At 63.2% G+C, this 3,180-nt stretch carries 4 protein-coding genes; 3 read left to right on the top strand and 1 reads right to left on the bottom strand.

Annotated features, from left to right (window positions below; genetic code table 11):
* Positions 1-65: 65 nt before the first annotated feature.
* Positions 66-473 carry an aspartate 1-decarboxylase gene (gene panD / locus ACLBYA_RS11980; RefSeq protein WP_447709616.1) on the top strand — a complete coding sequence of 136 codons (408 nt, stop codon included), beginning with the start codon at positions 66-68 and terminating at the stop codon, positions 471-473.
* Positions 473-1,801 (top strand): lysine N(6)-hydroxylase/L-ornithine N(5)-oxygenase family protein, encoded by a 1,329-nt coding sequence (locus ACLBYA_RS11985; RefSeq protein ID WP_447709617.1) that lies wholly within the window; start codon positions 473-475, stop codon positions 1,799-1,801. Before panD ends, ACLBYA_RS11985 begins: the two co-directional genes overlap by 1 nt.
* Before the next feature lie 63 nt (positions 1,802-1,864).
* On the opposite strand, the gene ACLBYA_RS11990 is transcribed toward ACLBYA_RS11985, so the two are convergent.
* Positions 1,865-2,809 carry a methionyl-tRNA formyltransferase gene (locus ACLBYA_RS11990; protein ID WP_447709618.1) on the bottom strand — a complete coding sequence of 315 codons (945 nt, stop codon included), beginning with the start codon at positions 2,807-2,809 and terminating at the stop codon, positions 1,865-1,867.
* Between the two features lie 114 nt (positions 2,810-2,923).
* On the opposite strand from ACLBYA_RS11990, the gene ACLBYA_RS11995 reads away from it, so the two are divergent.
* Complete coding sequence (locus tag ACLBYA_RS11995; protein ID WP_447709619.1) at positions 2,924-3,178, top strand: MbtH family protein; 255 nt, start codon at positions 2,924-2,926, stop codon at positions 3,176-3,178.
* Positions 3,179-3,180: the final 2 nt, after the last annotated feature.

Raw genomic sequence — 3,180 nt, forward strand, 5'->3', positions numbered from 1 at the left:
ACCTACGCTCCGCAACTGAATTTGCAGTCTGTGGGGAATCAACTTAACAAGCGCTGGAGGGACTTATGTTCCGAACCATGTTGGGGGGCAAGGTGCATCGCGCCACCGTCACCCAAGCTGACCTGCACTACGTCGGTTCGATCACCATCGATCACGATCTGATGCGAGCCGCCGACATCCTGGAAGGGGAGCAGGTCGACGTCGTCGACATCACCAACGGGGCACGTCTGACCACCTATGCGATCACCGGCAAGGCCGGCTCTGGAGTCATCGGAATCAACGGTGCGGCAGCGCATCTGATCAATCCCGGCGATCTGGTCATCATCATGTCCTTCCGGACAATTGACGAGCGCGGCATTTCAGACCATGCGCCAAGGGTCGTCCACGTGGACGAGAACAACCGCATCGTCGCCCTCGGCTCCGATCCCGCCGAGCCGGTACCCGGTGCGATCAACCAGATGGCGGGTGCTTGATGTCATCACTGCCATCAAATGGCAATTACAGCAACGGTGTTGACACCATTCTCGACATCGTGGGCGTGGGTTTCGGCCCGTCGAACCTCGGACTGGCAATCGCTGTCGAGGAATACAACGACGGTCGTGGACCACACGACCGGATGACGGCCGAATTCGTGGAGACGAAGGCGAAATTCGGCTGGCACACCGGAATGCTCATACCTGGCACCACCATGCAGATCTCGTTCCTCAAGGATCTGGCCAGCCAGCGCAACGTGCAGAGCCGATACACCTTCCTGAGCTATGTCACCGAACGCGGCCGGCTCAACGACTTCATCAACCACCAGACATTCTTCCCGACCCGTCTGGAGTTCCATGACTACCTGGAATGGGCCGCCGATCGGGTCGCGGCGACGGTGCACTACGGCACCCGGGCGGTGGCGGTCCGTGATGAGGGTGACTGTCTGGCAATCGATGTCGAGCGAGTTGGCGGCGGCGGCGGGAAAACCCTACGGGCGCGCACCGTGGTCCTCGCCGGTGGGCTGAAGGCGCAGTTGCCCGACGGGGTCACCGAGACCGCGCGCCAGTTCCACAACCACGAGCTGCTGTCCAAGATCGGAAACGTGCCGTCCACCGACAACAACCGGTTCGTGGTGGTCGGGGCCGGTCAGAGCGCTGCCGAGGTGACCGATTACCTGCACGTCAACTATCCGGACGCCGAGATTCACGGGGTCTTCGCCAAGTACGGGTACAGCCCCGCCGATGACAGTCCCTACGCGAACCGGGTCTTCGATCCCGCCGCGGTGGACGACTTCTACTCTGCGGAAACCACTGTCCGGCAACGGTTGATCGACTACCACCGCGCCACCAACTATTCATGTGTCGATCTGCCACTGATCGAGGAGCTGTACACCCGCGAGTACGCCGAGCGGGTGGCCGGCAAGCGGCGGCTGTTCTTCCGTGGCGCCTCGGCGGTGCAGAGCGCCGTCGAGGGCTCTTCCGGGGTGCGGGTGGCCATCGAACATCATCCGACCCGCACGGTCGAGATGCTGGACTGCGATGCGGTCGTTTATGCCACCGGGTTCGTGCCGATGCCGTTGCCGGACATTCTCGGCGATCTGTATGACGCCGGTACCGACCGGCCGGAACTCACCCGCGACTACCGACTCCGGGTGGCCAGGGAGCTCTCCGGTGCGATCTATCTGCAGGGCGGGACAGAGCACACCCACGGGCTGAGTTCGTCACTGCTGTCCAACATCGCGGTGCGCTGCGGTGAGATCGTCGAATCGGTGGCCGGGCAGGTGGCGGCGCGCCGACAAGCGCATGAGCTGGTCGGGCGAATCTGAACCAGGACTCTGAAAAGAGCTGTGCGGTAGCGGGGTTGGACTTCCAACCCCGCTACCCGCCGTTCACGGCTGGTCGGTCAGATACCCGCCGCCGCGACCGAAGAACTCCAGCGCAGGCAGCTCGGTCCCGTCGTCGAGTCGCACCCGCTGGATCACCAGGCCGCGCCCCTCCCCGCGATGGGCATCGGCGCCGGCCACGATCACCATGCCGTCACCTTCGGCGATGAACACCCGGCCGGGCGTGCCACCGTAGCGGTAGCGCGAGATCGCGGCCTTGATGACCCGGATCCGCTGCCCGCGGTAGTAGGTGACCGCATTCGGGTACGGGTCCGAGAGCGCCCGCACGAAGCGGTCCAATTCGGTTGCCGACCAACGCCAGTCGATGATGCTGTCGCGTGCCGAGCGCTTGTGGAAGAAGGTGCGCTCGTCCAGATCCTGGGCTGTCCAGGTTGCGGTGCCCTGTTCGATCAGATCCAGTGCCTCGATGAGAACGTCGGGAATCAGGTCGATGGTCGCGCGGACCAGGTCGGTCCCGGTGTCTTGTGCGCCGATCGGGATGGCGCGCTGCAGTACGATGTCCCCGGTGTCCAGCTCATCGTCCATGCGATGGGCGGTCAGCCCAACTTCGTTGGCACCACTGATCATTGCCCAGATCACCGGCGAGAATCCGGTGAACCTCGGCAGCAGCGAATCATGCAGATTCAATGTCCCGTGCCGCGGCAGGTCGAACAGTTCGCGCGGTAACCAGGTGCGCCAGTTGTTGGCCACCATGATGTCCGGTTCGGCCTGTCGGACGCGTTCCAGCAGTGCGCCGTCCGGCCTTTGGGCAAGGTGAACAGGGATTCCATTGTCACGAGCCAGTTCTTCGACGGAATCCGACCAAATTGATTCATACGGTTGATCACTCGGTGGGTGTGTGACCGCAAGAACGACATCGTGTGATGACTTGATGAGGGCCTCCAGGGTCTTGTGTCCCCAGGTCTGGTACCCGAACATTGCTACCCGCATGACTCCCCTTCGTAGGTGGCTTGCATTGGGCAGCCTAACCTTTGGTAGTGTCGAATGGTTCGGGCGGGCGCGCTGGGGGTGCGCCGGACGCCACGTCACCGCTGAGGAGTTTTTGTGTCGGGCAATCCTTTTGATGATGAGACAGCCACCTTCTTCGTCCTCGTCAACGACGAGGAGCAACATTCGCTGTGGCCGACCTTCAAGCCGGTTCCCGGCGGCTGGTCGGTCGCCTTCGGCTCCGACGGGCAGGCAGGCAGGCAGGCCTGCCTGGACTACGTCGAGGAGAACTGGACGGATATGCGGCCCAAGAGTCTTCGGCTCCGGATGGCGTCCGCCGGCAGCCCCGGGCAGGGAGACGCCTCATCGTAGCC

The sequence above is a fragment of the Mycobacterium sp. C31M genome, from assembly GCF_053345865.1.